Here is a 24,686-nt window from a genome sequence, read left to right on the forward strand (position 1 = left end):
TGTGTCCCTGAGGTTTCTGGAGCCGACCATGCGCTACGACCGTGAAGCCGTATCCCCCTGGGCCTTCTTCCTGCCGATCGCGCTCGCGGTGATGGTCGGCAGCCTGGTTGCCGATGCCATCGGCGGCATGTTGCGGGACCGCTTCGACGACGCGCCGCCTGCGATTGCCGAGCAGGTGCCGGCGTCGGTGAACACAGCGCCCGTCGAGATGGCCGCGCCGGTCGAACCCGCGCCTGTAGTGCCGGAACAGGTCGCGCCACCTGCGCCTGTCGTCGCGCCACCGAATCCAGATGCTGCCATGCTCGCCGAGCCCGACAGCGCGGGCGCGCCATCGGCGACCGCATCACCTGCCAGCGATGCCGGGCGTCGACTGTCGGGTCCAATGACCGCCCGCCAAGCGGGCGAGAGCGAAAGCTGCATCAACAATACCGTCGCCACGCGCAGTCCCAATGGCTGGGAGCAGGCGTTGGAGAACGATGCGCCGGTGCGGTGCGAGGCGACGTCGAACTGAGGTCGCCGACGTCATCGGCATGCTCGATGGCACTTGATCTGCACGCATCGGCAGCGCCACTCCCACACGCGGGCGTTGCGCCCTTGGGGGCACACGTAGCGCCGGCGTTGGTGCGATCGAGCCCTTGCGCCAGGAGGTTGGGCGTTACGGTGTTCGCGTCTTCAACCGCTGGTGCGAGGTATCCATTGCCTCACCCGCAGCATCGAAGCGCCGCTCGCTGAGCAACACGCCGTCCCGATCCACCAGCACGACACTGCTACACCGCGTCCCATACCGCGGATCTTCAATGAATGCCGGGGACAGCCGCCGCTCCAGCGCGAGCCCGACACCCGTATCCGGCAAGGCAGTATCCGGCGCGGTTCGCGTGTCACGCAGCCCTGCGAACAAGGGTTCCAGCGCTACATCGTCGATCGACGCAAGCGATGTACTGGGCGCAGTCGTGTCCAGCCAGTCCGCCAGCGTCCGCGTCGCCGCAGTGCTCTTTGGCCATGGCGCGTCGAAGGCGCCGTTCGACATCGCATGCAGACCCGGCGTAACCGGCGCGGCATTGAAGCGCGGATGATTGCTGGCGAACCACAGCGCATCGCCATCCCAGACCAGCAGATTGAAGCGGCCGTAGTCCTGCGCCGTCTCCGACAGGCGCTGAGCGAAGGTGGCCGCCGATGCATTCCCACGCACGAAATCGCGCACCAGCCAACCCCGCGACAATGCAGTCGTTTCCGGCACAGCGCCTGCGCGAACGTTGGTGACGGCCGCCAGACGGCGTCGCGACGAGGCCAGCAACCAGCTGCCGCCCTGCACGAGGTCGCGGCCGCCGTAGACGTCGGCATGCTGCGGATCGAACGCTGCAGGGGCGCTTGGCCGCGCGTGGAATTCGTCGCGATTGGCGATCAACGCGAGCGGCAGGTCGGGACGGGTCTTCCATGCGATGGCGATCAGGCACATGCGGGCATGCTAGCCGAGCAGTTCGATGCGTGACGCGAGCCCCGCGCGGATCGGCGGCGTTTCGACGGCCCAGAAACGGCAACGGCCCGCATGCGCGGGCCGTCGACTGGTACCGGAGGCGGGACTCGAACCCGCACGCTTTTAAGGGCGGCGGATTTTGAGTCCGCTGCGTCTACCATTCCGCCACTCCGGCACGGACGCGGGAGTATAGCGGAAGCGCGGCGCGGCCTGAATCCCGGCGTCTTTGCGTTCTTCAAACATGCCGGCCGGCATCATGCGCGAGCCGGCGCAGGGCCGGGAGCCCGGGAGGGGACATGCACGATCGATTTACGCCGCATCCGACAGCGGCCTGGATGCTGGCGCGCTCGCATTCGCATCGTCCAGGCGGGCGCCGGCGTCGCCTCCTGCTCGCGGTTGCGCTGTCGCTGGGCGTCTCCGCCTGCGCAAGCCAGTCCGCCCCCGGTGTGGTCGATGCCGAGCCGGTTGCCGAGCGCGAGCTCACCGGAGCGGCTGCGAAGGCCAGCGCGCCGACGCGGTCGAGCGGACAGGTCCGCCTCGCCGATGGTGTCTTCCGCGTGCATCTGAGCAACATCAGGTGTGTGCGTGCGCCGTGCCCGACCGGTTACATGGTGTCGGATGTCGAGGGGCAGCCGCCTGCGCTGCGCCCCGGTGTTCCGCAACCGGTCGCGCGGATGCCCGAACAGGTACGTTTCGATGCGGCCTCCGGTGGCGCGGTCGAAGATGGTCTCGTCGAACAGGCGCATGTCGGTGACGGCATCACCGTCGAGGGGCGCGCCTGGTTGGTCGATGGCGGCCGCACGCTGCGGGTCGAGGTGAGGCGGCTGCTGTCCGACTGAGACGGCGGGCCGGCTCAGCCGGCGCCACCCGCGTCTTCGTTCCTGGATGCGGCGATCCACGCATCGACCGCGCGCGAGACCACGTCCAGTGGCAATGCGCCGTTTTCCAGCAGCACGCCGTGAAACGCGCGTAGGTCGAACTGTTTCTTCAGCGACTGGCGCGCGTGGCTGCGCAGCGCGAGCAGCGTGTGCAGACCGACCGTATGCGCGCAGGCGCGACCGGGTCGTACCAGCTGCCGCTGCGCTTCGCTGCGTGCCTGCGCCTCGCTCATGCCGGCAACATCGCGCAGGTAGGTCTGTGCCTGCGCGAGGCTCCAGCGCTCCGAATGCAGCCCGGTGTCGACGACCAGGCGGGCGGCATGGACCAGTTCTGCGCGCAGGCGGCCGAGGTCGCCCCGCGGATCGTCGTCGTAGACGCCCATCTCGACTGCAAGACGCTCGGCATACATCGCCCAGCCTTCGGTGAATGCCGTCGGTGCAAGGCTGCGCCGGAGCCTTGGCAAGGCGAGCTGCGACTGGGCGAGGCCAACCTGGAGGTGATGACCGGGCAGCCCATTGTGATAGATCAACGTCTGCAGACCGCCCTCGGGCAGCGCGCGCACCTGCGCGACGTCGAGCACCAGCGTGCCGGGCCGCACGTCGCCGCCCGGCGGAATGTAGTAGACGGCTGCAGTGCCCGTCGCATCGGGCGCTGCCAGCTGGACGTCAAGGGCCTGGTTCGGCAGTGCGTTGAAATAGCCGGGCAGACGCGCCTCGACTGCGTCCAGGCGCGTCTGCACCGAGGCACGCAAGGCTTCGCGCTCCTGCTCCGATCCACGCGCGGCGCTTGATCCGGTTTCGGCGTCGACGTCGGCGACAAGGCCTGGTTCGGCCGCCGGCGCGTCGACCTCGGTCAACGGCAGGCGGTCGCGCACGATCGCCGCCATCTCGCCGCGGATACGGCTGACCTCGGCATGGCCGAGCGCGTGCAGCTGGGCCGCGTCGAGGCCTACGCCGGTGTTCCAGCGCAGCGCGGCTGCGTAGTAGGCATCGCCGTCGGGCAGCGCCCAGACGCCATCGTCCGCATCCTGCGTGGCGATGGCCGCCTCGATGCGCGCGAGCAGTCGCGCATAGGCCGGCAACGTCGTGTCCTGGATCGCGTTGCGTGCGTCGCGCAGCAGTTCCTCGCGCAGCGCGGGCGCGATCCCCTCGGCACCGTCGAGCTTGCGTGTGAAGGCCTGCAGGAACGGACTGGCGTCGACCCCGACGCGGACCAGATCGCGGATCTGCAAGGCCGCGCCCTCCAGTGCGATGCGCGGCGGCACAACGCCGTGCGCGGCCTGCAGGTCGAGGTTGTCGCCCACCTGGTCGAGCTTGGTCGCCACCGCATGCAGTCGCGCGACGTAATTGCGGGCTTGCGCCGCACCGGTAACCGGTTGCGCGCTCTCGAAGAACCCCGGCAGCGACATCGGGATGCTCGACAGCTGGTCCACCGCGTAGAGGTTGGTGCCCAGCGGCAGCCACGCGGGCGACCAGTCGAAACCGAGCAGATCGGCCTGGCTGCGATAGAACCAGCGCGCCATTTCCAGGGTGCGCCGATGCTGGGGCGCGAACGCGTCGTCATCGATGTGGTCGAGTGCATCCAGATTGGCGGCAAGCGTGTCGCGCAGTTCGGCGCGACGCACCAGCGAAGCGTCCGTCAGTCGACCGGCGGCGATACGCGCGTCCGGGTTGTCGATCCCGAGTACGGTCATCGCCTCGGGATCGTTGGCGAGAAACGCCTCGAACTGCGCGTCGACCAGCGCATCGACGGCACGGCCATCGGCATCGTACGCGGTCGGGGACTGGCCGCAGGCGGCAAGCAACAACATCGCCACAGAGGCGGACAGCAGCGATCGGATCATCGGCCTCGACGGAGAAACAGCGGGAGGAGCCGGGTCACTGTAGCGGCTGGGGTCGCAGGATGCGCCTCCCTGTTCACGTTCATGCGAATGCGAGGCGCGCGATGCTCAGTCGAGGGTGTCGACCGCCAGCGCGTCGTCATAACGCAAATACCAGTCGTCCGCTTCAGGACGGAAGCGCGCGCAATGCATGATCGGCGCCTGGTACACGTGCAGCGACACGGCGACCGCATCCTGGCTCGCGTTGCGGATCGTGTGGTACTCGTGCGGTGGAATCAGACTGCCGGCGCTGCCGACACCGGCCTGCATGCCCGAGGCCGCGCGGAACCGGAAGCGCTCGCCCTCGGATTCGAGCAATTCGTACTGGGCGATTTCCAACGCGCCCCGCCAGATGCCTTCCACGCACCACAGGCCGTCGTGGTCGTGGATCGGCGTGCCCTGACCCGGCGCCCAGGTCATCGCGACGACGCTGTAGCCGTGCGCCGGGCTGCGGTAAAGCTCGCGGCGCGCGTAGTGTCCGTCGACCGGCAACTGCGTGCAGGCCGGCAGCTCGACTGCGGGATCGCGGATCAAGGCGCACATGGCGCTGCGCAGCGCACTGGTGACGGCGTGGTCGTCACCGTCCGCGACGGCGGCGTCGATCGCGGCAATCAGGCGCTCGCGCCCCTTGAAGGCGATATCGGGTTGACCTGTGACGGTGGATTCGGCGCGCATTGCCGCAGTCTAGCCTGCGGCCCTGGCAGCCGCAGACGGCAACGCCGTCAGGAAGTCCGCGACCGCCGGGCCGAAACGCGCGATGTCGACCAGGAAGGCATCGTGGCCCTGCGGCGATTCCAGCGGCAGGAACGTCGCGTCGACGCCGCCGGCGCGCAGGCCGTCGGCAATCTGCTGTTGCTGCTGCAGCGGGAACAGGATGTCGGTGTGCACGCCGATCGCGAGCGCCCGTTCGATGCGCAGTTTCGCCAGCCCGTCGTCGGTGCTGCCACCGCAGCTTTCGCCAATGTCGAACCAGTCCATCGAACGGCTGAGATAGAGATAGCAGTTGGGATCGAAGCGGCGCACGAAGCGACGCGCATGACCTTCGAGGTAGCTCTCGACTTCGAATTCGAGGCCGAACGGCTCGTCGTCTTCGCGGCGATCGGAATCCAGCCGCACGCGACCGAAGCGGCCATCCCACTCCAGTGCGGACCGGTAGGTGATCACGCCGAGCTTGCGCGCCATGCGCATGCCGCTCTCGGGATACGCCGCTTCGGTGTAGGCACCGTTGTGCCACATCGGATCGAGGCGGATCGCTTCGCGCTGCAGCGAGCGGATCGCGATCGAGAACGGCAGCGCACGCGCCGCGCCGCAGATGTTGATGTGCGTGCGCGCGAGACCCGGGAAGCGCGCCAGCAACGCGAGGGCGGTCATGCCGCCCATCGAGTTGCCGATCACGCAGGCCAGGCGCTTGATGCCGAGCGACGCGACGACATGCGCGGCCGCATCGGCGCCGTCCTCGATCGACAGTTCGGGAAATGCGAGACGGTAGGGCGCGCCGGTGTCGGGGTCGGTCGAGGCCGGGCCGGTCGAGCCCTTGCAGCTGCCCAGCGAGTTCACGCAGACCACGAACCAGCGATCGGTGTCGATCGGTTTGCCGGGGCCGAGCATCGCCTCCCACCAGCCCGGCGTGGCGTCGTCGGCGTGACTGGCGGCGTGCGCATCGGGCGAGAGGCCGGTGACGATCAGGATCGCGTTGCCGCGCGCGGCGTCGAGCGTGCCCCAGGTCTCGAAGGCCATGCGTGCGCCACGCAGCGCGCCTCCGCGCTTCATCGGAAATGGCGAGGGCAGGTCGACAAACCGGCTGCCCGGTGGGATGAATTCGGTCATCGTGCTGCAGGCGCGCGCTTGCGCGCGATTGCCTGAAATCCAGAGCAGAAGTAGGCGGCCATGATCACGGGTGCGCCCGGAAAAGGGCAACCGCTGGCGGTTTCAAGGCCGCGTCGCGCTGACAGTCACGTCGACCGGCGCGTCCGTCGGCAGCGTCACCCGCACCGGCGCGGATTCGAGATCGCCCTCGCTACGCGACGCATCGCCACTGCGCGAGATGCGCGCGACGATCTCGACTGCATCGAACGCGGACAGCGGTTGCGTCGGCATCGGGCTGTCGTCGTCGCCCAGCACGATGTCCAGCGGCAGCGCGGAGACGGGATGGCGCTGCACCGCGACAGGCATCGGCGGGCCGCCGGGCTGGCGGGCGATGACGAACACCGTCGCGTCGCCGGGCAGGGCGGCGACAGCGGAATCGAGCCGCACGCGGACGCGCACCGAATGTGCGCTGGCGGGCGCCACTTCTGGGGTCTGCGATGCGGTGTCCGCCGACATGCCGGCAGCGGTGCGCGCGACTGCGATCTGTGTGCGCAGCGCGTCGGCGGCGGCGCCATTGAGCAGCGGCAGCAACGGCGTCCACGTCGCCACCGCGCCGGCATCGTCGCCGGCCTGGCGCTGGGCGATACCCAGATACCAGCGCGCATGCTGGTGGTCGGGAGTGCGCGCGAGCACATCGCGCAGTGTCTGCACCGCGGCGGCATCGAAGCGTCGATCCGGCGCCGCGCGTGCGCTGGCCTGGGCAGCTTCGACCTGCACGGCGTCGTCCTCTGGTATGAGTTTCGCCGCGCGTGCGATCGCATCGCGCGCGTCATCGAAGCGTTCGAGTCCCGCATACGCGCGGCCCAGCAGCAGCCAGCCTTCGGGCTGCCGTGGATCGCGCTGGAGATCGGTTTCCAGCCGCGCGATCGCATCGTCGAGTGAATCGGGTGCTGCAAGCTCGGCGGGATCGAGCGCCTGTGGCGTGCCGACCAGCATGTACATGCCGGCCACGAGCATCGGCACCAGCAGGGTCACTGCGAGCGCGACCCGCGACGCGCCCCGGCGCAATCCCCAGGTCAGGGCGACCACGGTCGCCAGCGTCAGCACGATCGCGAGCACGACGAACAGCGGCATCACCACGCCTCCGTATTGTCGGGTGGCAGCGGCGCGGCCTGTCGGCGCGAGGCGACAACGCGCCAGATCACCACGCCGCCAGCGCCGAGCAGCAGCAGTGGTCCGAACCACAGCAGCCACGTCGACGGACCGATCTGCGGGCGGTACAGCACGAATTCGCCGTAGCGCGCGACCAGATGCGCCTTGATCGCCGCATCGTCGTTGCCCTGGCGCATCAGCGTCAGCACTTCACGGCGCAGGTCGTGGGCGATCTGCGCATTGGAATCGGCCAGCGACTGGTTCTGGCACATCACGCAGCGCAGTTCGGCGACGAGGCTGTGGAAGCGCCGCTCCTCGGCGGTGTCCTCGAAGCGCAGCGGCGCGGCGTCGACCGCAACCTGCGCGTGGGCCGCCTGCGGCCAGGCCAGACACAGCAGCAACGCGAGCAACACGGGGCGGATCACAGCGCCTCCAGTTGTTGGACGTGCGGCATGAGCTGTTCGCGGATGGTCGCCTCGGTCATCGGACCGACATGCTTCCATACAATCGTGCCGTCGCCATCGACGAGGAAGGTTTCCGGCGCGCCGTAGATGCCCCAGTCGATCGCGGCCTTGCCATCGTAATCGACAAGTACGATGTCGTAGGGATTGCCGAACTGCGCGAGCCAGCGCGTCGCGTCTTCCGGTTCGTCCTTCCAGTTGAAGCCGATCACGCCCACGCGGCCGGTTTTGGCGAATGCGTTGACGACCGCGTGTTCCTCGCGGCAGCCCGGGCACCAGCTGCCCCAGACGTTGAGCAGATACGGCGCGCCGCGCAGGTCGTTCTGCGTGACCAACTGGTCGGGTGCGCCCAGCACCGGCAACTGGAACGCCGGCGCCGGTTTGCCGATCAACGGCGAGGGCAGGGCGTCACGATCGGGATTGCGGCTCAGCCACACGCCGGCCGCCAGCAGCGCGAGGATGACGCCGAAGGCGGCCAGCGGCAGCCAGCGTGCGCGCGAGGCGCGGGGCGCGCTCATGCGGCCTTCTCCCGGCGCGGCCGGCGGAAGCGGCGGTCTGCGGCGGTGACGAAACCGCCCAGCGCCATCAGAAACGCCCCTGCCCAGACCCAGCGCACGAAAGGTTTGATATGCACGCGGAGCGCCCAGGCGCCACCGCCTAGAGGTTCACCGAGCGCAACATAGACATCGCGCGAAACGCCGGGCCGGATCGCCGTTTCGGTCATCACCTGGCCGCCGCTGGCGTAGGTGCGTTTCTCGGGATGCAGCGTGGCCACCAGCCGGGCGCCTCGCAGCATGCGCACCGTGCCGCGATCGGATTCGTAGTTCGGGCCGACGTGATGCGCGACGCTGTCGAGCACGAAAGCATCGCGTCCGATTTCCAGCGACTGGCCCGGCAGCAGCGCGACTTCACGCTGCACGTTGAGACCTTCCACCAGCAGCGCGCCGACCAGAAAGACCGAAATGCCCAGATGTCCGAGCACCATGCCGGTCATCTCCGCGCCCATGCGGCCGCTCGGCGCGCGCAGACGTGTCCACACGAAACGCGCTGTGCCGCCGGCCACCCACACCGCACCGGCGACGCCCATCGCGACCTTCCACGGCCCCTGCGGCGCGGTGAAGAACGCGAGCGTCGCCGCGATCAGCGCGAGCGCTGCCCACGGCAGCAGCATGCGCAGCGGTCGCGCCATGTCCTCGTTCTGCCAGCGCGTCAGCGGACCGAACGGCAGCAGCAGCACGAGCGGCGCCATCAGCAGCAGGAACAGCAGGCCGAAGTAGGGCGGGCCGACCGAAATCTTGCCGAGGTTCAGCGCATCCGCCAGCAGCGGATACAGCGTGCCCAGCAGCACCATTGCGCAGGCCGCGACCAGCAGCAGGTTGTTCGCGAGCAGAAGCGTTTCACGCGAGGTCGCGGCGAACGGCTTGCCGTCACGGCCATCGGGCGCGCGCAGCGCGTAGAGCAGCAGCGATCCGCCGACGACGAGGCCGAGGAATACGAGAATGAAAAGTCCGCGCGTGGGATCGGCGGCGAAGCTGTGCACGCTGGTCAGCACGCCCGATCGCACCAGGAACGCGCCCAGCAGCGACAGCGAGAACGTCGCGATCGCCAGCAGCAGCGTCCAACCATGGAAGCTGCCGCGCTTTTCGGTGACGGCCTGGGAATGGATCAGCGCCGCGCCGGCAAGCCACGGCATGAAGCTCGCGTTCTCGACCGGATCCCAGAACCACCAGCCGCCCCAGCCGAGTTCGTAGTAGGCCCACCATGAGCCGAGGGCGATGCCGATCGTCAGAAATGCCCAGGACACGTTGGTCCACGGCCGCGTCCAGCGCAGCCAGTGCGCGTCGACCTTGCCGTCGAGCAACGCGGCGATCGCGAACGCGAACGGCACCATGAAACCCGAGTAGCCGATGTAGAGCATCGGCGGGTGCACGATCATCCCCGGATCCTGCAGCAGCGGGTTCAGATCGCGACCTTCCAGCGGCATCGGCAGGATGCGTTCGAACGGGTTGCTGGTGAAAATCAGGAAGGCAAGAAAGCCCAGGCACACCATGCCCATGATCGCAAGGACGCGCGCCAGCACCACATCCGGCAGCGAGCGCGAGAACCACGCGACCGCCGCGTTCCAGCACGCCAGCACGAACACCCACAGCAACAGCGACCCTTCGTGGCCGCCCCAGACCGCGGTGAAGCGGTAGACCATCGGCAACAGCGAGTTGGAGTTCTCGGCGACGTAGCGCACCGAGAAATCCTGTTGCACGAACGCGGCCGTCAGAATGGACCACGCGATCAACGTCAGCGCCCATTGCGCGTACGCAGCGGGGCGCGCAGTCGCCATCCAGGGGGCAAGCCCGCGGTGTGCGCCGAGTAGCGGCAGCACTGTCTGCAGCAAGGCTGCGATCAGCGCCAGCAACAGGGCGATCTGGCCGATCTCAGGCAGCATCGGCGACTCCGGCATGCGCGCCACGCACCACTTCGATCACTGCGCAGCGTCCGTGTCGGCTGGCGTCACGATGCCGTGCCGGTCGTGCGCCAGGCCCATCTTGTCGGCGACTTCCTTAGGCACATAGGTCTCATCGTGGCGCGCGAGCACCTGCTCGGCGACGAAGGTGTCGCCGTCCATGCGCCCGGTCGCGATCACCGCCTGGTGTTCACGGAACAGATCCGGCAGCAGACCGGTGTACCGGACCGGCAGCTCGGCATCGCCGTCGGTGACCCGGAAGCGCGCTTCCATCGAACCTTCGGCGCGCGAGAACGAGTCGCCGGCCACCATGCCGCCCAGCCGGAACCGCGCCTCGCCCGAGGACACCGCTGCGCCGGCGATGCCGCCCAGCACCTCGTGCGGCGTGTAGAGATAGGAGACGTTGCGCTGCAGCGCGAACGCGATCAGCGTCATCGACAGCGCGCTGGCCGCGACGATCGCGACCACGAACAGCAGGCGGCGGCGGCGGACCGGATTCATCGGCGCAGCTCCGCGGCGTCATCAGCGGCCACGGTGGTCGCCGCGGCCCGACGCGCGGCCACCAGGCGCACCGCGCGCAGCAGGTGTGCGGTGCGGATGCGCGGCGCGACGAAATCCCAGGCCAGCACGGCGGCGAACACCGCGTAGGCGGCAACGACATATTCGATGTAGCTCATGCACGGTCTCCGATCGGTGCGACCAGCGCCCGCACCCAGTCCTTGCTGGCTTCGCGGCGCAGGTTGTCGGCCCGCGCGCGCGCGAGCAGCGAGCCGACGAACCAGAACTTTGTGCCGACCACCATCCACAGCAGCGGCCACAGCATGCTGCCGTCGATGCTCGACTCGCCGAACACACGGATCGTCTGGCCCTGGTGCAACGAGTCCCACCACACCACCGAGTAGCGGATCACCGGCAGCAGCACGACACCGACGATCGCCAGCAGCCCGGCCGCGCGTGCAGCGGTGCGGCGGTCCTCGATCGCGTGATACAGGCCGATCACGCCCAGATACAGGAACAGCAGGATCAGCTCGGTGGTCAGGCGCGGGTCCCAGTCCCACCACGCGCCCCACATCGGCCGGCCCCAGATCGAGCCGGTTGCGAGCGTGATCACCGTGAACGCAGCGCCGATCGGCGCGCAGGCCATCGCCAGGATCTCGCAGAGCTTGATCCGCCAGACCAGTGCGATCGCGGCGTAGATCGCCATGACCGCGAACACGGCCAGGCTCATCCACGCGCTCGGCACATGGATGTAGAGGATGCGGAAGCTGTCGCCCTGCTGGTAATCGGCCGGCACCACGTACAGCGCGCCGTACAGGCCGACCGCCATCGTAAGCAGACCGAGGCCGAAGGCCCACGGCGCCCAGCGCCGCGCGAAGCGGTCGAAGGTGGGGGGCGATCCGAGTTGATGGAACCAGCGAAGGACAGGATTCATTCGGCGAGGCGTGCGGGCGTGGCGGGCTTGCGGTCTCGGAGCGCGCATGACGGGCATGCGGTCGCGGGCGTGGCGCGGCGTTGCGGGACGGATTGCACGTCGGCGACGGGGCCCTCCAGACCCGTCGCGGGGCCGGTCAATTGAGTGCGATGCGGATGGCGGTCGCCGCAGCGACGGGCGCCAGCACGAGCGCGGCGGCAAGGCCCGCGGCAAGCATCAACAGCCCGCCGGTCGGATCATGCCCCTGCGCCGCGATCGCGACGCTGCCGGCACCGAACACCAGCACCGGAACGTACAGGGGCAGGGCAAGCAGTGCCAGCAGGATACCGGAACGACGCATGCCGATGGTCAGCGCCGCGACCACCGCGCCGAGCAGGCTCAGCAACGGCGTGCCCAGCGCGAGCCCGGCCAACAGCACGGGCAACTGGGCGCGTGGCAGGCCCAGCAGCTCGGCCAGCAGCGGTGTGGCAACCAGCAATGGCAGCGTCGTCGTCGCCCAGTGCACCGAGGTGCGCACCAGCACTAGCCAAGCCAGCGGCACGGGGCTGAGCATCCACTGTTCGAGCGAGCCGTCCTCGGCGTCGCCGCGGAACAGCGTGTCGAGGGCGAGCAGGCCCGCCAGCACCGCCGCGACCCACAGCACGCCGGGTGCCACTGCCCGCAACGTTGCGGGCTCGTTGCCAAGCGCCAGTGCGAACAGCACCACGACCAGCAACGCGAACAGCGCCGGCTGCAAGGCATCGCCGCGCCTGCGCCACAGCAGGCGCAGGTCGCGGGCGATCAGCGCTGCCGCGCTGCCGGGCAGGGTGGGTGACGCGCTCATGCAGTGGCGTCCAGCAGCAGTTCTCGGGTGCGCACCGGCGGCGCGGCGTAGGCGCCGTGGGTGGTCACCAGGGCTGCGCCGCCGTCTTCGAGCTGGGCACGGACCATCCGGTTGACCAGTTCGATGCCCTGTAGGTCGAGGTTGGCGTAGGGCTCGTCGAGCAGCCACAACGGCGCGGGCGACATCCACAGCCGCGCCAGCAACAGGCGCTTCTTCTGTCCGGCCGACATCTGCCGCACCAGCAGGTGCGCCTGCGCGGCGAGTCCGACCAGTGCGAGCGCGCGTTCGGCGCTTTGGCTGGCGCGCTGGCCCTGCAGGCGGGCGAGGAAATCGAGATTCTCGACTGCGTCGAGATCGGCCTTCAGCCCGGGCAGATGGCCCAGATAGGCCATCGCGCCGGCGCGCATCGCGCGCGCGACCGGCGTCCCGCTGACCTCGACCGTGCCGCTGTCGGCTTCCAGCAGACCCGCCAGCACCCGCAGCAGTGTGGTCTTGCCCGCGCCATTGCCGCCCTGCACGAGCAAGGCCTCACCGGCCGCAACATCGAAATCGAGCGGTCCGAACACCGGCCGCTCGTCGCGCAGGAAGCACAGGCCGCGTGCGGCGAGCAGCGGTGGGACGGCAGCGGATTCGGACATGCGGCGGCGGTGGGCCCGTGGGTGCGCGGCCCGGACGACCGCGCGGTCATCCTATCCGCAGCGGCCGGGTTTGCGTCAGCGCAGCCAGTCGACGTGCTGGTCGCCTTCGAGTCCCGCAGGCCGCCTGGCGTACATGCGCAGGCGTACCGAGGTCTCGCGCGCCCACCACAGCGTGCCCAGCTGGCCGTAGCGCTGACCGAGCGCGTCGAACGCGTCGACCGCCATGCCGAACACGAGCCAGCTCGGTTCGCGCCAGCTGCGGTCGGTGGCGCTGGCAAAGGCGGGCATGTGGGGCAGGCCGAGGGCGCTCAGTTCGGCTTCGAGGGCCTTGTCCGAGCGGCGGTTCTCGGTCGGCGCCCGCGGCACCGACATCGGATTCCAGGCCGAAACGAGTCCGAAGCCCGCGGTATCGGGATAGCGCAGGTCCAGACCGGGCGTGGGCAGGCCGACGACGATGTCGTGCCAGTCGTCGCGATGCTGCCAGCGGTAGCGGGCGTCAAGATAGGCGTGCAGCAGTGCGATCAGGCGGGTGTCGTCGATGGAATGCTGGTCGTTCATGGCGGCGGTTTATCCCCGTTGTCCGCGTCCGTACACTCGTGGCCCCTCTGATCCCCCAACGGCATGCAGGCGATGATCCGGACCAAACTTCCACGGGTCGGCACCACGATCTTCACCGTCATGTCGCAACTGGCGGCCGAGCACGGCGCCGTCAATCTCGGCCAGGGCTTCCCCGATTTCGACGTGCCGCAGCGTCTGGTCGACGCCCTGGCCGCGGCGATGCGGGCCGGGCACAACCAGTATGCGCCGATGACGGGGATCCCGGCGCTGCGTCAGGCGATCGCGGAGAAGACCGAACGCGTCTACGGGCATCTGCCCGATGCCGATGCGGAGGTCACGGTGACCAGCGGCGCGACCGAGGCGGTGTTCAATGCGATCCACGCGGTGGTGCAGGCCGGCGAGGAGGTCATCGTGCTCGACCCGGCCTATGACTGCTACGAACCTGCGATCGAACTGGCCGGCGCGGTGGCCGTGCACGTGCCACTGGACCCGGTGACCTTCGCGCCTGACTGGCAGCGCGTGCGCGATGCGGTCACGCCGAAGACCCGGATGCTGATCGTCAACAGCCCGCACAACCCGTCCGGTGCGATGTTCGGCGCGACCGACATGCAGGCGATCACGGACCTGCTGCAGGGCACGGGCATCTACTTGCTGTCGGACGAGGTCTACGAGCACATCGTGTTCGACGGTGCGCGCCACGAGTCCGCGTTGCGCTGGCCTGAACTGCGCGAGCGGACGTTCGTCGTGTCGAGCTTCGGCAAGACCTACCACTGCACCGGCTGGAAGCTCGGCTACTGCATCGCGCCGCCCGCACTGAGCGCGGAGTTCCGCAAGGTGCACCAGTACAACGTGTTCTGCACCTTCGCGCCGGCGCAGCATGCGTTCGCGGAGATGCTGCGGGCGGAACCCGAGCACTACGAGCAGCTTGGCGCGTTCTACCAGGCCAAGCGCGACGCGTTCGCCGCGCAGCTCGCGACCACGCGGCTGAAGTGCCTGCCGGTGCCGGGCGGCTACTTCCAGCTCGTCGACTATTCGGCAGTCAGCGATCTCGCCGATGCCGACTTCTGTCGCTGGCTGACGATCGAGAAGGGCGTCGCCGCGATCCCGCTGTCGCCCTTCTACGCGCAGCCGCCGGCTGGCCAGCGGCTGGCGCGGCTGTGTTTCGCGAAGAACGAGGCAACGCTGGACGCCGCCATCGATCGCCTGCGCATGCTCTGAGGATCGCGCTGCGACGATCGGTCGCGGCGGACCTTCAGAGAGGCGCCGCTAGACTTGCAGCGCGCACCGTCTGCGCCTCGTCTCCGACCGGTTCTTCCGATCATGTCCCTCCGACTCGCCACCATCGCCGTGTCCGTCCTGCTGCTCGCAGCTTGCAGCGCGCCGCCGACCGGTCCGTATACCGGCACCGAACTGACCGGTGTGCCGTATGGACGCAGTCTCGATCTGGAGGACACGCAGGGCCAGCCACGCAGCCTTGGTGATTTCCGCGGGCGTTACGTGCTGTTGTCGTTCGGCTACACGCACTGTCCCGAGGTGTGCCCCACCAGCCTGCTGAAGGCCTCGCAGATCCGCCGGGCCCTGGGCGACGACGACGAGCAACTGCAGATCGTATTCGTCACCGTCGACCCCAAGCGCGATACCGGTGAAATCCTCGCGCAATACGTCGCTGCGTTCGGTGGCGACATCGTCGCCCTGCGCGGCGACGACATGCAGACCCGGCTCGCGGCGCAGTCGTTTCGCGTGACCTATCGCGAAGTGCCGACGAGTTCGTCGTATGCGATGGACCACACAATGGTGAATTACCTCATCGGTCCCGACGGGCGTCTGCAGCTCGCATTCCAGTACGACCAGCCCGTCGACGCGATGGTCGACGACATCCGCTTGGCGATGACGAAGACGCGGGCCAAGGGCTGACCGTGGCGTCAGCTTTTTCCGACTTGCGATTCATCTCCTGCGCAGCGTAGCCTCGGACCAGCTGCGACACGGAAGGGAGAGGACAGGGATGACGATTCGCGTGTTCATGGTTGACGACCACGCGCTGGTCCGCACCGGCATGCGCATGATCCTTGCCAGCGAAGCGGACATCGAAGTGGTGGGGGAAGCCGAGAGCGGGGAAGAGGCGCTGCCGATGATCCGCCGGCTCAAGCCCGACATCGTGCTGTGCGACCTGCATCTGCCGGGCGTGAGTGGGCTCGAGGTCACCGAGCGCGTGGTGCGCGGCCAACCGGAAACGCGGGTGATCGTGGTGTCGATCCTTGAGGATGGGCCGATGCCACGCCGCATGATCGAGGCCGGCGCCTCGGGCTACGTCGGCAAGGGCGGCAATGCCGTCGAACTGGTGCGAGCGGTGCGTGACGTGGCCCGCGGACGCCGTTATCTGGCAAGCAATATCGCGCAGAACCTGGCGCTCTCAGGCATCGGTGGCAACGAGACACCGTTCGATGCGCTGTCGCCGCGGGAGATGGAAGTGGCGATGCTGCTGCTGCAGGGGTTGCGGCAGGAGGACATTGCGCGGCGCCTGAGTCTCAGCGCCAAGACCGTCAACACGCACAAGTCCCGGCTGTTCGAGAAGTTGCAGATCCAGGATTCGATCGCGCTGGCGCGGCTGGCGAGCCAGTACCGCGTCGCGCCGGTGGAGCTCGCGATCTAGCGCCGGGGCTGGTGAAGGCGGCTCTGCCCGCCAACTCGGGCAGGACAGCCGGCCACAACGCCCAAGAAAAAACCCCGGCCGAGGCCGGGGTTTTTCGTGATGACGTGGCGGAAAGCCTCAGGCGTCGGTGGGACGCGGTCGCGCGCGTGGGTCGGTCCTGTAGTCCGACTCCGGTTCGTCTTCCTCGTCCACGAACTCGGACTCTTCCGGCGCGGCGTCATCGAAAGCCGAATCGGCTTGCGCGATTGTTTCGTCCGTCACGGCTGCATTCTCCGGCGCCGTGACGCTGGCCGATTCGTGCTCAGCCACAGGCACTTCGTCGACCTGCGCGACAGCAGGTGCAGGCGTGTCGAACAGACCCTGCGACACGGGCGCACGCGGGGTGGCGTCGGCCTGCGCGGCTGCGGGGTCCTCGTCGATTACCGGCGCTGCCGGGGCCTGGGCCGCGACGCTGGGCTCGGCACGGGATGGCTGTTCCACCGCCTCGATCGCATTCACTGCGTTCAGGGCATCGTCCGCTGCGAGTTCGGCAGGCGCCGGGTCCTGCACCGGCTGCATCACCGCGGGGGTCGGGTCAGCGGCCTGCGGCGGCACGTGCTGCACCTCCGCAGGTGGCGCGCTTTCAAACGCGGGTTTCGGTGCCTCGTCTGCGACAGGTGCCGGTGCCACGGGAGCGCTGTCGACCTGATGCGCAGGCGCAGCCGTCTCGACGGCCGGAGAGGCGGATTCGCTCGTGGCCTGCTTCACCGTGCTCGCCACGATTGCGGCGGCTGCCACGGCAGGGCGGGGGTCCTGCTGAGTGGTCGCGCGCGGTTCGTTCGCCGGCTTCGCCGCAGGCGCGGGCAGGTCGTCGAAATCGAACTCCGGCTGGCCGTGACCGGTCGCCGGCGCGGTGTCGTCATCGCCGGCGTCATCGCTGTCGAGCGAGGTCTCGTCACCGGCAGTGCCGTCACCGGCCTTGCCGCGACGACGGCGGCGACCACCGCGACGACCGCGACGGCGACGGGCATTGCTGCCGTCATCGTCACCGGTGTCGCCGTTGCCGTCTGCATCGGACGCGTTGACATCGCCCAGGTCGCTGGCGTCGTCGGCATCCGCGTCTACATGCGGAGTCGCTGCCTCACGTCGCGGGGCAGTCTGCGTGGCGGCTGCGACAGGGGGGCTGTCGGTCGCCGGCGCTGTCTGCTCGGCGTCGAGCTGGGCAGACCGGGGCGCATCGATCGACGCCGCAGCCGGTGCAGCGACGGCCATCGCCGCCTGCGTCTCGGTCACGTCGCCCTCGGTCCGCTGACGCGGTCCACGCTGTTTCTGACGCTGGCGACGTTCCTGCTGACGCTCCTTGCGTGCACCTGTGTCAGCGACAGCCGCAGGCTCGCGACGCGCCTCGCGCTGCGCGTCGTCGCGGGCCGGCTGCGCAGGCGCTGCCGCCTTCGCCTCGTTCGCGACCGGTGCGGCGTTCGACCCACCCTGACCCTGACGGCCACCGCGACGATCGCGGCGCTGGCCACCATTGCGGCCGCCGCGGTCATTGCGATCAGCGCGGTTCTCGCCACGCGGGCCGCCATCGGTGCGCGACGCGCGCTCGTGCTGCGCGGGTGCGGCCGGCTTGGCAGGCGCAGGTGGTGCGAACAGGGCTTTCAGCCAACCCATGACGCCGCCGGTCGCGACCGGTGCCACGGGCACGGGCGCGGGCTGTGGCATGGGCGTCGGTGCAGGCGCGGGCGCCGCGGCCTCCGGCTTCGGTTCGCGGATCGGCGCAGGCTGCGTCGGGCGCACATTGGTCACCGCCGGCGGCGGCACGTTGAGGTTGTTCTTGCTCAGCGCGATCGTGGCGACGCGACGCGGCGTGCCGCGCTGGTAGCTCGGACGCGCGGTTTCTTCGCCCAGTTCGTTCTCGCGGATGCGGGAGACCTCGTAATGCGGCGTGTGCAGTTGCTCGTCGGCGACGATGATGATCGGCGCGGCGTGCCGCTTCTCGATTTCCTCGAGCGCGCTGCGCTTCTCGTTGAGCAGGTAGTTCGCGATCTCGACCGGGGCCTGCACCAGCACCTGTCCGGTGTTGTCCTTCATCGCGTGCTCTTCGGCGACGCGGATGATCGACAGCGACAGCGACTCGATGCTGCGCATGCGGCCGTGGCCTTCGCAGCGCGGGCAGACGATCTGGCTGGACTCGCCGAGCGACGCGCGCAGGCGCTGGCGGCTCATCTCCAGCAGGCCGAACTTGGAAATCTTGTTCTGCTGCACGCGGGCGCGGTCGTACTTGAGCGCGTTCTGCAGCTTGTTCTCGACGTCGCGCTGGTGCTTGTTCGACGACATGTCGATGAAGTCGATGACCACCAGGCCGCCGAGGTCACGCAGGCGCAGCTGGCGGGCCACTTCCTCGGCCGCTTCCAGGTTGGTGTTGAACGCGGTCTCTTCGATGTCGCCGCCCTTTGTGGCGCGGGCGGAGTTGACGTCGATCGCGGTCAGGGCCTCGGTCTGGTCGATGACCAGCGCGCCGCCCGACGGCAGACGCACGGTGCGCTCGTAGGCGCTCTCGATCTGCGACTCGATCTGGTAGCGGTTGAACAGCGGCACGTCGTCGGTGTAGTGCTTGAGCTTGCGCAGGTTGTGCGGCATCACCTGCTCGACAAATTCCTTCGCCTCGGCATACATCTCCGGGGTGTCGATCAGGATCTCGGTGATGTCGGCGCGCATGTAGTCACGCAGAGCGCGGGTGATCAGCCGCGATTCCTGGTAGATCAGGAACGGCGAGGGCTTGCTCAGCGCGGCTTCTGCGATCGCGCGCCAGATGCTCAGCAGATAGTCGAGATCCCACTGCAGCTCTTCGGCGTCGCGGCCGACACCGGCGGTGCGGATGATCACGCCCATCTCGTCGGGAATGTCGAGCGCGTCCATCGCCTTCTTCAGTTCGGCGCGGTCCTCGCCCTCGATCCGGCGCGACACGCCACCGGCGGTCGGCGAGTTTGGCATCAGCACCATGTAGCGGCCGGCCAGCGAGATGAACGTGGTCAGGGCAGCGCCCTTGTTGCCGCGCTCTTCCTTGTCGACCTGGACGACGACCTCCTGGCCCTCGCGCAGCAGTTCCTTGATCGCGCCCTTGTTCGGGTCGACGCCGGACTGGAAGTAGTCGCGGGAGACTTCCTTCAGCGGCAGGAAGCCGTGGCGGTCGGCGCCGTACTCGACGAATGCGGCTTCGAGCGAGGGCTCGATACGGGTGATGCGGCCCTTGTAGATGTTGGACTTCTTCTGTTCCCTGGACGGCTGTTCGATGTCGATGTCGTACAGGGACTGGCCATCAACGATGGCGACGCGGAGTTCTTCTGCCTGCGTCGCGTTGATCAGCATGCGCTTCATGGTTGCGTTTCCTTGCGCGCTCTCACGCGCGGAACGCCGGGGCGTTTCGCCTGGATGAAGCCTGAAGCCGCCGCGCACGCGCAGCGACAAACCGGATTGTCCAGCGCTACGACACCACGGCGGGCCGCGGGAGCGCTCTTGATTTGTCTGGGTAGTGCAGGCCGCGGACCGCTCGCGACCGGTGGTTTGGCGGTCGCGGACGTCACACGGGACGTGTTCAGCGCCGATGCCAGGCATCGGGCGATGGCCGGTGCTGCCGTACAGCCGCTAACATGGCCGCCCCTGGGGCGGTGGCCGCGCACTGTCCGGAAGCCTTTGCAAGGCGGGCTTTTGGCCCGTGTTCTTCCAAAGAAATCAGCACCTTAGATCGCGGCCCGAGTGTACCAGATAAACAGGCGACGATGACTGACAACAGCCCCGGCCCAGCCGGCGGCGGTGGCGTGCGACTGGTCCGGGTTCCGGACGATCGTGACGGCCAACGCCTCGACAATTTTCTCCTCGGCCTGCTCAAGGGCGCGCCGAGGTCGATCATCTACAAGATCGTGCGCAGCGGGCAGGTCCGCGTGAACGGCGGCCGCGCCAAGGCCGAGCGCAAGCTCGAGGCCGGCGACGAGGTGCGTGTGCCACCCGTGCGGCTGGAGGTGCCGGGCGAGGCCGGCACCCCCTCGAAGGGCCTGCTGGCGGCGATGGACGCGAGCATCGTGTTCGAGGACGCCCGCCTGCTGGCGATCAGCAAGCCTAGCGGCATCGCCAGTCACGGCGGCAGTGGCATCAGCTTCGGGGTCATCGAAACCCTGCGCGCGCTGCGGCCGAACCAGCCACTGGAACTGGTGCATCGCCTGGATCGCGACACCTCGGGCCTGATGGTGCTGTCGAAGAAGCGGTCGGCGCTGACCCAACTGCAGGCGTTGTTGCGCGAGGACCACGGCGCCGGCATCCGCAAGCGCTACCTCACGTTGCTGGCCGGGCGCATGCCCGAGGGCACGATGAGTGTCGACGCGCCGCTGCACGTCGGTCTGCGCCAGGGCGGCGAGCGCCATGTGCAGGTCAATCCGCAGGGCAAGGTCTCGCTGAGCCATTTCGGCGTACTCGAGCGGCGCGGCGGGCAGTCCTACTGCGAGGTCCGGATCGAAACAGGCCGGACTCATCAGATCCGCGTCCACGCCCAGCACATCGGCCATCCGGTCGCCGGTGACGACAAGTACGGCGATGTCGAGGTCAACAAGCGCATGCGCGAGCAGATCGGCCTGCGACGCCTGTTTCTGCACGCCGCGTCACTGGAGTTCACGCTCGACGACGGCGAAGCCTATGTGCTCAATGCGCCGCTGGCCGACGACCTGCGCGAGGCGCTCGACCGGCTGCGCTGAGCTGGCCGGGCCGCGATCGTCAGAGCGCGAACAGCACCGGAATCCGCACGTGGCCTGGTGCCGGCGATCCTGCATGCATCGCGGCGGCATAGGTCCAGCGGCGCGCAGCTTCCATCGCGGCCGCGTCGAGCGCAGCGTTGCCGCTGCTCTCGACGACGGAGACGTTCTGCAGCGTGCCCTTTGCGTCCACATCGACCTGCAGGACCACCGTGCCGGAAGCGCCCGCCTGCATGGCCTCCAGCGGGTAGGCCGGCGGCTGACTGTTCTTGCTGCGGATGTCGACCGAGGCGCCATGCGTGGCCGCCTCGGCGGCGCCGATTGTCCCAGCGGCTGTCGCGTCGGCATCGCTGGCGGGTGCGGCGGTTGCCAGGCACAGGGCGAGGAGGGGTACGAAGGCACGGAGCCCCATGGGCCGATGCGCTCCGGCTTGCCGCGTCGCTCTGGCAGCGCCTGGGGTCGGCGCGCCACGCATCACGCGACCAGCCGATCGGCCTTCGCGGCGCAGATGAAGTCGTTTTCGGACAGGCCGCCGACGTCGTGGGTCGAATACCGGACTTCGACCCGGTCGTAGTGCACGCCGAGGTCCGGGTGGTGGTCTTCGCGGTGGGCGATGAAGGCCAGTGCGTTCACGAAGGCCATCGTGCGGTGGTAGTCGTCGAAGCGGAAGGTGCGGGTCAGCGCCTGGCCGTCTTCGGCCAGCGTCCAGGCGGCCACCTGCGGCAGCAGTTCGCGGACGCGGGCTTCGGCCAGACGGTGCTCGTCGCCGCGGCGGGGAACGCAGTGGGCATCGCTGAGTGGAATGAGGTCGGACATCGTGGAATCTCCTGTCGAGGGCCGTTCATGCGGCAGACGGCGACCGGCGCTTGCGCGGTCGCAGGCCCGCTAGAATACGCCGCATGATCAACATCTCCGAAACCGCGCAGACGCATTTCCGCAAGCTGATCGAGCGCGAGACGCTACCCGGCCTCGGTGTGCGGCTGTCGGCCGTGCATGCCGGCACGCCGCGCGCGGATGTACGCCTGGAGTTCGCGGGCAGCGACGACCTGCAGGGCGACGAGTGGGCGATCGATTGCGAAGGCTTCACGCTGTGGCTCGATGCGCCCAGCGTGCCGTATCTCGACGGCGCCGAGATCGATTACGAGGCGCGCGCCACCGGCGGACAGCTGCAGATTCGCGCCCCGAAGATCAAGGGCGAGGCGCCGCCGGAAGCCGCGTCGCTGGTCGAGCGCGTGCGTTGGGTGGTCGAGCAGGAGGTCAATCCGCAGCTCGCCCAGCACCGTGGCCACGTCAGCGTGCAGGAAGTAACGGCCGAAGGTGTCGTCGTGCTGCGGTTCGGCGGCGGTTGCCACGGCTGCGGTCTGGTGGATGTCACGCTGAAGCAGGGCATCGAAAAGACGCTGATGGAAAAGGCGCCGGGCGTGACCGCGGTTCGCGATGCGACCGATCACGACACCGGCGACGCGCCCTACATGCCGCGCGACGCGGCCTGATCCCACCGCAGCCGGCGGCCGTCCCCGGATGTTCACTGCTGCCGACCTGATCGACGTGCTGCGCCGGCGCCGGCGCCGTTCGATCCGGCCGGAGGACGCGCCCGAAGGATTTCCCGCCGGTTGGGCGCGCTGGTTCGACACCATGCGCGTACGTGTCGGTGCCGTGCGTGGCGCGACCGCCGAGGCGATCGTCGCCGTGCTCGTCGCGCGACCGGCGCCACCGCGGCGCAAGGGCCACGTCCCGAAGAACAAGCTGGCCGCCTGGGCCAGCCTGTTGCATCCACGCTGGGAGCCCGAACCGCGCGAGCATCGCGGCCCGAAGCGCGTGTCGATGGCGCTCGCGTTGCTGGTGCAGGTGCTGTGGGTCGGCGGGCTGCTGTTGCTGACCCAGGCTCACTTCCTGGCGCCGGCGCCAGCGGCACAGGGCGAGGCGCATGTGGTGCAGGCCGTTTTCATCGGGGACGGCACGCCAGAGGATGCGGGCGCCGCCGACGACGGCGAGCCGGTTCCGGCAGCGGCCCCGCAGGTGCCACCTGCTTCGACATCGACACCCACGCCGGCTGAACCGCCGCCGGCACCGTCCGCCTCCCAGGACACCTCCGCCGCCAAGGACGCCGTGGTCGCGACCGAGCCGGTCGAGCCGACGGCGCAGGTGCTGCAGGTCACGCAGACACCGGTACCGGACATCGACTTCACCCTGCCGCCACCACGTCCAGGCGCCCCGCCCGAGGTCGCGTTGCGCGACCGCCAGGTGCCCGAGGCGCAGTTGCAGGCCGTCGAGATTCCGGCGCTGCGCGCCCCTGCGCCTCTGGCTGAAGTCACCGCGCAGCGGCGCGAGGTCGAGGTCGAAGTCCGCGACCGCAGCGTGCCGCAGCCCAGCGAGTCGCTGCGCCTGCCGACGCGCGCCTTGCCTTCGATCGCGGTCGATGCACCCGAGGTGCCGACCCGGCAAGTCGCGGAGGTGGTTGCCCGCGAACGCACGGTGCCGATGCGCGAAGCGCCGGCCCAGGCAGCGGCACCCGAGTCACCGGCCCCCGCACCCCCCGTCGCGGCGACGCCGTCGCCACGGCCGCCGACGCCGTCTCCGCCTGGCGCGCGGACGCCCACCCCGAGCACAACCGCGGGTGCAGGTTCGCGTCCGGGCATGCCACCGGGCGCTGCGCCGTCGGCGCGCGCCGGCGACGACTGGGGCGATGGGACGAGCGCGCGTGCGGGTGGCCCGCCTGGCAGTCCGTCCGGCCTGATCGGCGCCGATGGCCGCCCACGCCTCGCCGGCGACGGCCGCGTGGGGGGCGGCCTGCCACCGGGCACGATCACCGAAGATTTCGCCCGCATCGATCGCGAAGGGACCTGGCTCAAGCGACCGCCGACCGACTACGAGCCCACGAGTTTCGACCGTTTCTGGACGCCCAGCGAAACCCTGCTCGAGGAGTGGGTGCGGCGGAGCGTCAAGACCGTACTGATCCCGATTCCAGGGACGAGCAAGACCATCCAGTGCAATGTCGCGCTGCTGGCATTCGGCGGCGGCTGCGGCATCACCGATCCGAACATGCAGGACGTGGAGACCGACGGCCGGCCACCGCCGGATGTGCCGTGGAAGCCGGAACTGCAGGAAGATCAGGATAGCCTCGGCGGCTGATTGAGCCGGACGCGGCGCCTGTCTGCCCTCGTGTGCGTGTGTCGTTCTGAGGTCGTCTCTCCCGCGTAGGCGGAAGCGTTTTTCAACAGCCGAATGGCTGGTCAGTCCATGGATTTCGCGCCCGGCGTTCGTTTCTGCTTGTGCTGGGGCTTTGTTCTGGCTCTGGCTCTGGCTCTGGCTTTGGCTTTGGCTTTGGCTTCCAGCTTTTGATCTGAATCGAGCCGTAAAGCGAGCCGAGCATCGCAGGGCGGCGGGGTCGAAGAGCAGCCCATGTCTGAGCGTAGCGAGTTTGGGCTGCGTGCCCAGTCGCCCGAGAAGCGCAGGGGAACGGCACGGCGCAGCCGTGTCGGATCGCGTCCGGCGAAGACGGGTTTGCTTACTTTTGCCAAGACAAAAGTAAGCCGCGCGACAGCGCGGAAGCCCTGTACTTGATCTTCGCTCCTGCGGTTGATCTTCATCTCCAACATGAATATCAAAGTCGCAAAGCGACGAGCGAAGAGCCTCAAGCAAGTGCAGGGCTTTTGCCCGCTGCGCGTGCGAGTCCCTTTTGGATGGACCCAAAAGGAACCAAAAGGTCCCTTCGCCGGACGCGAGCCGATGCGATGAAGCCGCATCGGTCCCCT

At 68.9% G+C, this 24,686-nt stretch carries 26 protein-coding genes and 1 tRNA gene; 8 read left to right on the top strand and 19 right to left on the bottom strand.

Annotation, left to right across the window (positions count from 1 at the left end; all coding sequences use genetic code 11):
- Positions 1 to 28 precede the first annotated feature (28 nt).
- Complete coding sequence (locus J2X52_RS10925) at positions 29 to 511, top strand: hypothetical protein (protein WP_310152894.1); 483 nt, start codon at positions 29 to 31, stop codon at positions 509 to 511.
- A 144-nt stretch (positions 512 to 655) separates the two neighbouring features.
- On the opposite strand, the gene J2X52_RS10930 is transcribed toward J2X52_RS10925, so the two are convergent.
- Positions 656 to 1,456, bottom strand: coding sequence for an NRDE family protein (locus J2X52_RS10930; protein ID WP_310152897.1), 801 nt, complete (start codon positions 1,454 to 1,456; stop codon positions 656 to 658).
- Between the two features lie 107 nt (positions 1,457 to 1,563).
- A tRNA-Leu gene (locus J2X52_RS10935) sits at positions 1,564 to 1,649 on the bottom strand.
- Between the two features lie 121 nt (positions 1,650 to 1,770).
- Here J2X52_RS10935 and J2X52_RS10940 point away from each other — a divergent pair.
- The gene (locus J2X52_RS10940) at positions 1,771 to 2,313 is read left to right on the top strand and encodes a hypothetical protein (RefSeq protein ID WP_310152900.1); all 543 of its coding nucleotides are present in this window, start codon (positions 1,771 to 1,773) and stop codon (positions 2,311 to 2,313) included.
- A 14-nt stretch (positions 2,314 to 2,327) separates the two neighbouring features.
- On the opposite strand, the gene J2X52_RS10945 is transcribed toward J2X52_RS10940, so the two are convergent.
- The 13 genes from J2X52_RS10945 to J2X52_RS11005 all read right to left on the bottom strand — a co-directional run bounded on the left by J2X52_RS10945 (position 2,328) and on the right by J2X52_RS11005 (position 13,560).
- On the bottom strand, positions 2,328 to 4,196 hold the full coding sequence (locus J2X52_RS10945; RefSeq protein WP_310152903.1) for a DUF885 domain-containing protein: 1,869 nt from the start codon (positions 4,194 to 4,196) through the stop codon (positions 2,328 to 2,330).
- A 105-nt stretch (positions 4,197 to 4,301) separates the two neighbouring features.
- A complete protein-coding gene (locus J2X52_RS10950) occupies positions 4,302 to 4,907 on the bottom strand; it encodes a cysteine dioxygenase family protein (protein WP_310152906.1) in 606 nt (201 codons plus the stop codon).
- A 9-nt stretch (positions 4,908 to 4,916) separates the two neighbouring features.
- Positions 4,917 to 6,059, bottom strand: coding sequence for a homoserine O-acetyltransferase (locus J2X52_RS10955; protein WP_310152909.1), 1,143 nt, complete (start codon positions 6,057 to 6,059; stop codon positions 4,917 to 4,919).
- Between the two features lie 102 nt (positions 6,060 to 6,161).
- Positions 6,162 to 7,172, bottom strand: coding sequence for a tetratricopeptide repeat protein (locus J2X52_RS10960; protein ID WP_310152912.1), 1,011 nt, complete (start codon positions 7,170 to 7,172; stop codon positions 6,162 to 6,164).
- Positions 7,172 to 7,600 (bottom strand): cytochrome c-type biogenesis protein, encoded by a 429-nt coding sequence (locus tag J2X52_RS10965; protein ID WP_310152981.1) that lies wholly within the window; start codon positions 7,598 to 7,600, stop codon positions 7,172 to 7,174. The genes J2X52_RS10960 and J2X52_RS10965 overlap by 1 nt, the downstream gene beginning before the upstream one ends.
- Positions 7,601 to 7,611: 11 nt before the next feature.
- Positions 7,612 to 8,169: a DsbE family thiol:disulfide interchange protein gene (locus tag J2X52_RS10970; RefSeq protein ID WP_310152914.1), complete on the bottom strand. Its 558-nt coding sequence runs from the start codon at positions 8,167 to 8,169 to the stop codon at positions 7,612 to 7,614.
- A complete protein-coding gene (locus J2X52_RS10975; RefSeq protein ID WP_310152916.1) occupies positions 8,166 to 10,091 on the bottom strand; it encodes a heme lyase CcmF/NrfE family subunit in 1,926 nt (641 codons plus the stop codon). Before J2X52_RS10975 ends, J2X52_RS10970 begins: the two co-directional genes overlap by 4 nt.
- Positions 10,092 to 10,127: 36 nt before the next feature.
- Complete coding sequence (ccmE, locus tag J2X52_RS10980) at positions 10,128 to 10,610, bottom strand: cytochrome c maturation protein CcmE (protein WP_310152918.1); 483 nt, start codon at positions 10,608 to 10,610, stop codon at positions 10,128 to 10,130.
- Complete coding sequence (gene ccmD / locus J2X52_RS10985; RefSeq protein WP_310152919.1) at positions 10,607 to 10,786, bottom strand: heme exporter protein CcmD; 180 nt, start codon at positions 10,784 to 10,786, stop codon at positions 10,607 to 10,609. The genes ccmE and ccmD overlap by 4 nt, the downstream gene beginning before the upstream one ends.
- Positions 10,783 to 11,541: a heme ABC transporter permease gene (locus J2X52_RS10990; protein WP_310152922.1), complete on the bottom strand. Its 759-nt coding sequence runs from the start codon at positions 11,539 to 11,541 to the stop codon at positions 10,783 to 10,785. The genes ccmD and J2X52_RS10990 overlap by 4 nt, the downstream gene beginning before the upstream one ends.
- A 136-nt stretch (positions 11,542 to 11,677) precedes the next feature.
- Positions 11,678 to 12,364 (bottom strand): heme exporter protein CcmB, encoded by a 687-nt coding sequence (gene ccmB, locus J2X52_RS10995; RefSeq protein WP_310152925.1) that lies wholly within the window; start codon positions 12,362 to 12,364, stop codon positions 11,678 to 11,680.
- Entirely contained in the window at positions 12,361 to 13,002 is a 642-nt protein-coding gene (gene ccmA / locus J2X52_RS11000; protein WP_310152930.1) for a heme ABC exporter ATP-binding protein CcmA, read from the bottom strand. The genes ccmB and ccmA overlap by 4 nt, the downstream gene beginning before the upstream one ends.
- A gap of 75 nt (positions 13,003 to 13,077) precedes the next feature.
- Positions 13,078 to 13,560, bottom strand: a complete 483-nt coding sequence (locus tag J2X52_RS11005) for a DUF3293 domain-containing protein (protein ID WP_310152932.1) — start codon at positions 13,558 to 13,560, stop codon at positions 13,078 to 13,080.
- A 72-nt stretch (positions 13,561 to 13,632) separates the two neighbouring features.
- On the opposite strand from J2X52_RS11005, the gene J2X52_RS11010 reads away from it, so the two are divergent.
- The 3 genes from J2X52_RS11010 to J2X52_RS11020 all read left to right on the top strand — a co-directional run bounded on the left by J2X52_RS11010 (position 13,633) and on the right by J2X52_RS11020 (position 16,210).
- Positions 13,633 to 14,778 (top strand): pyridoxal phosphate-dependent aminotransferase, encoded by a 1,146-nt coding sequence (locus J2X52_RS11010; RefSeq protein WP_310152982.1) that lies wholly within the window; start codon positions 13,633 to 13,635, stop codon positions 14,776 to 14,778.
- Positions 14,779 to 14,880: 102 nt separating this feature from the next.
- Positions 14,881 to 15,474 carry an SCO family protein gene (locus J2X52_RS11015; protein WP_310152935.1) on the top strand — a complete coding sequence of 198 codons (594 nt, stop codon included), beginning with the start codon at positions 14,881 to 14,883 and terminating at the stop codon, positions 15,472 to 15,474.
- 88 nt (positions 15,475 to 15,562) lie between these two features.
- Complete coding sequence (locus J2X52_RS11020; RefSeq protein WP_310152937.1) at positions 15,563 to 16,210, top strand: response regulator; 648 nt, start codon at positions 15,563 to 15,565, stop codon at positions 16,208 to 16,210.
- Between the two features lie 117 nt (positions 16,211 to 16,327).
- Here the strand turns inward: J2X52_RS11020 and J2X52_RS11025 are convergent, their stop codons facing one another.
- Positions 16,328 to 19,567 carry an Rne/Rng family ribonuclease gene (locus tag J2X52_RS11025; RefSeq protein WP_310152939.1) on the bottom strand — a complete coding sequence of 1,080 codons (3,240 nt, stop codon included), beginning with the start codon at positions 19,565 to 19,567 and terminating at the stop codon, positions 16,328 to 16,330.
- 401 nt (positions 19,568 to 19,968) lie between these two features.
- Here J2X52_RS11025 and J2X52_RS11030 point away from each other — a divergent pair, with 401 nt between their 5' ends.
- The gene (locus tag J2X52_RS11030; protein WP_310152942.1) at positions 19,969 to 20,934 is read left to right on the top strand and encodes an RluA family pseudouridine synthase; all 966 of its coding nucleotides are present in this window, start codon (positions 19,969 to 19,971) and stop codon (positions 20,932 to 20,934) included.
- Between the two features lie 19 nt (positions 20,935 to 20,953).
- Here J2X52_RS11030 and J2X52_RS11035 read toward each other — a convergent pair whose 3' ends face one another.
- Both J2X52_RS11035 and J2X52_RS11040 read right to left on the bottom strand, forming a co-directional pair.
- Positions 20,954 to 21,343 carry an energy transducer TonB gene (locus tag J2X52_RS11035; RefSeq protein WP_310152945.1) on the bottom strand — a complete coding sequence of 130 codons (390 nt, stop codon included), beginning with the start codon at positions 21,341 to 21,343 and terminating at the stop codon, positions 20,954 to 20,956.
- Positions 21,344 to 21,405: 62 nt separating this feature from the next.
- Positions 21,406 to 21,747, bottom strand: a complete 342-nt coding sequence (locus tag J2X52_RS11040; protein WP_310152948.1) for a 4a-hydroxytetrahydrobiopterin dehydratase — start codon at positions 21,745 to 21,747, stop codon at positions 21,406 to 21,408.
- An 83-nt stretch (positions 21,748 to 21,830) separates the two neighbouring features.
- On the opposite strand from J2X52_RS11040, the gene J2X52_RS11045 reads away from it, so the two are divergent.
- Together J2X52_RS11045 and J2X52_RS11050 are read left to right on the top strand one after the other, a co-directional pair.
- Positions 21,831 to 22,424 carry an NfuA family Fe-S biogenesis protein gene (locus J2X52_RS11045; RefSeq protein WP_310152951.1) on the top strand — a complete coding sequence of 198 codons (594 nt, stop codon included), beginning with the start codon at positions 21,831 to 21,833 and terminating at the stop codon, positions 22,422 to 22,424.
- Between the two features lie 28 nt (positions 22,425 to 22,452).
- A complete protein-coding gene (locus J2X52_RS11050) occupies positions 22,453 to 24,063 on the top strand; it encodes a hypothetical protein (RefSeq protein ID WP_310152952.1) in 1,611 nt (536 codons plus the stop codon).
- 101 nt (positions 24,064 to 24,164) lie between these two features.
- On the opposite strand, the gene J2X52_RS11055 is transcribed toward J2X52_RS11050, so the two are convergent.
- Positions 24,165 to 24,686, bottom strand: a 522-nt coding sequence (locus J2X52_RS11055) for a hypothetical protein (protein ID WP_310152954.1), incomplete at its 5' end; no start/stop codon positions are given.

Source organism: Luteimonas sp. 3794 (assembly GCF_031456825.1).
Classification (GTDB): domain Bacteria; phylum Pseudomonadota; class Gammaproteobacteria; order Xanthomonadales; family Xanthomonadaceae; genus Luteimonas.

Bases quoted from the DNA above. Each gene is read 5' to 3' on its own strand.
- J2X52_RS10925 (WP_310152894.1), top strand. From the start codon at position 29: ATGCGCTACGACCGTGAAGCCGTATCCCCCTGGGCCTTCTTCCTGCCG.
- J2X52_RS10930 (WP_310152897.1), bottom strand. From the start codon at position 1,456: ATGTGCCTGATCGCCATCGCATGGAAGACCCGTCCCGACCTGCCGCTC.
- J2X52_RS10940 (WP_310152900.1), top strand. From the start codon at position 1,771: ATGCACGATCGATTTACGCCGCATCCGACAGCGGCCTGGATGCTGGCG.
- J2X52_RS10945 (WP_310152903.1), bottom strand. From the start codon at position 4,196: ATGATCCGATCGCTGCTGTCCGCCTCTGTGGCGATGTTGTTGCTTGCC.
- J2X52_RS10950 (WP_310152906.1), bottom strand. From the start codon at position 4,907: ATGCGCGCCGAATCCACCGTCACAGGTCAACCCGATATCGCCTTCAAG.
- J2X52_RS10955 (WP_310152909.1), bottom strand. From the start codon at position 6,059: ATGACCGAATTCATCCCACCGGGCAGCCGGTTTGTCGACCTGCCCTCG.
- J2X52_RS10960 (WP_310152912.1), bottom strand. From the start codon at position 7,172: ATGCCGCTGTTCGTCGTGCTCGCGATCGTGCTGACGCTGGCGACCGTG.
- J2X52_RS10970 (WP_310152914.1), bottom strand. From the start codon at position 8,169: ATGAGCGCGCCCCGCGCCTCGCGCGCACGCTGGCTGCCGCTGGCCGCC.
- J2X52_RS10975 (WP_310152916.1), bottom strand. From the start codon at position 10,091: ATGCTGCCTGAGATCGGCCAGATCGCCCTGTTGCTGGCGCTGATCGCA.
- ccmE (WP_310152918.1), bottom strand. From the start codon at position 10,610: ATGAATCCGGTCCGCCGCCGCCGCCTGCTGTTCGTGGTCGCGATCGTC.
- ccmD (WP_310152919.1), bottom strand. From the start codon at position 10,786: ATGAGCTACATCGAATATGTCGTTGCCGCCTACGCGGTGTTCGCCGCC.
- J2X52_RS10990 (WP_310152922.1), bottom strand. From the start codon at position 11,541: ATGAATCCTGTCCTTCGCTGGTTCCATCAACTCGGATCGCCCCCCACC.
- ccmB (WP_310152925.1), bottom strand. From the start codon at position 12,364: ATGAGCGCGTCACCCACCCTGCCCGGCAGCGCGGCAGCGCTGATCGCC.
- ccmA (WP_310152930.1), bottom strand. From the start codon at position 13,002: ATGTCCGAATCCGCTGCCGTCCCACCGCTGCTCGCCGCACGCGGCCTG.
- J2X52_RS11005 (WP_310152932.1), bottom strand. From the start codon at position 13,560: ATGAACGACCAGCATTCCATCGACGACACCCGCCTGATCGCACTGCTG.
- J2X52_RS11010 (WP_310152982.1), top strand. From the start codon at position 13,633: ATGATCCGGACCAAACTTCCACGGGTCGGCACCACGATCTTCACCGTC.
- J2X52_RS11015 (WP_310152935.1), top strand. From the start codon at position 14,881: ATGTCCCTCCGACTCGCCACCATCGCCGTGTCCGTCCTGCTGCTCGCA.
- J2X52_RS11020 (WP_310152937.1), top strand. From the start codon at position 15,563: ATGACGATTCGCGTGTTCATGGTTGACGACCACGCGCTGGTCCGCACC.
- J2X52_RS11025 (WP_310152939.1), bottom strand. From the start codon at position 19,567: ATGAAGCGCATGCTGATCAACGCGACGCAGGCAGAAGAACTCCGCGTC.
- J2X52_RS11030 (WP_310152942.1), top strand. From the start codon at position 19,969: ATGACTGACAACAGCCCCGGCCCAGCCGGCGGCGGTGGCGTGCGACTG.
- J2X52_RS11035 (WP_310152945.1), bottom strand. From the start codon at position 21,343: ATGGGGCTCCGTGCCTTCGTACCCCTCCTCGCCCTGTGCCTGGCAACC.
- J2X52_RS11040 (WP_310152948.1), bottom strand. From the start codon at position 21,747: ATGTCCGACCTCATTCCACTCAGCGATGCCCACTGCGTTCCCCGCCGC.
- J2X52_RS11045 (WP_310152951.1), top strand. From the start codon at position 21,831: ATGATCAACATCTCCGAAACCGCGCAGACGCATTTCCGCAAGCTGATC.
- J2X52_RS11050 (WP_310152952.1), top strand. From the start codon at position 22,453: ATGTTCACTGCTGCCGACCTGATCGACGTGCTGCGCCGGCGCCGGCGC.